Origin of the sequence: Streptomyces sp. NPDC007095, from assembly GCF_040634475.1 — a bacterium.
Lineage (GTDB): Bacteria > Actinomycetota > Actinomycetes > Streptomycetales > Streptomycetaceae > Streptomyces.
In genome coordinates this window covers 1-1163 of the sequence record NZ_JBEYFS010000539.1, presented here as the reverse complement: position 1 = coordinate 1163, position 1163 = coordinate 1, and the positions used below count along the sequence as shown (strand labels likewise).

1 protein-coding gene is annotated in these 1163 nt (G+C 63.0%); it reads right to left on the bottom strand.

Going from position 1 to position 1163, the window contains the following annotated elements; genetic code table 11:
* Nucleotides 1-131: 131 nt before the first annotated feature.
* A partial coding sequence (locus ABZ656_RS58075; protein ID WP_360280879.1) for a group II intron reverse transcriptase/maturase occupies nt 132-1163 on the bottom strand: 1032 nt, incomplete at its 5' end.

Here is a 1163-nt window from a genome sequence, read left to right as displayed (position 1 = left end):
GAGTACCGGTAGGCCACTGGCGAGGTTTCCGCTGCGCGGACCCTTCTCCAGTGGCCCCCGGCCCGAACCCGCCGTGCACCCTTTCGGTGCAGCGGGCTCTCCAGTGACTACTGCGTGCTTTTTCACCCGGGTTACGTATGGATGCTTCCGTGACAAGGCGGGCAGACCACGAGGGTTCTGCGTCGTTTCTTGAGCATCAGTTGCGCCCATGCGGGCTGTTCTCCTGTGCTGCTGAACTCTGCGAGGGAGCGAACTTGGTGTACTTGTACCTCAGTTCGGTTCTCGCAGAGTTCACACTGTCCGCGTTGTAGCCGGTCGATCAGTTGGCTGCCGCGCGGGCGGCTGCGTGGGGTGAACAAGGTGGACGGGAGATCGTCGAGGACGGCCGTCCGTTTCCGGGTGAGGGGAATGCCACCGAACCGTGCGGTCAGTGGTTTCCTGCCCTCGCGGTTGATTCTGGCCTCGAAGCACCTGCGTGGTCCTTGGGGTGTCCTGATGGTTGTTTTGTAGCGGTTCGCCATCGTGGTCACCCTCGACCGGTGCCTGGCGGCCAGGGTCTTGAGCATGGAGGTCAGCATGACCCCCTTGAGCCGGTCGAGTCTCCAGACGTCGCCGGCCAGCAGGTAGTACTGAACGATGCCCCGGTACTGCGCTCCGTAGATGCCGATGATGTCGAAGGGTGTGCAACTCGTCAGCGGGAGCAGGTGTGTGGGTTTGCCACGGTGGAGGAACGGGGCGCATTTGGCCTTGATCACGTCTTTGGGTACGCGGAGTTGGATCTTTCCGTTGATGGAGCGGAGACCGCGGTTGATGCGGCCTCCCCGGGAGACCTTTTCGTCGGCGTGCTGGACGGTGATCTCGTAGCCGAGGAAGCGGGCCGCCTGGGTGCGGCCGTGCGTGATCAGCGTCTTGTCCTGGTTGAGTTCCAGCTTGAGGTCGTCGCGCAGGAATGTGGCCAGGCGCTGTTTGATCGTCTCGGCTTCGGCCTTGGGTCCGATGAACCCGAGGAGGTGATCGTCCGCGTAGCGGATGTAGCGCAGCCGCCGGTAGCCTGGATCATATGGATCTCCGGCCGGATGGCGGCGTAACTCCTTTCGCCATTGGCGGACTTGAGCGGACTCGGTGTTCTCCTTCCTGTAGGCGAGTCGCTTCCGGGCAGCTCC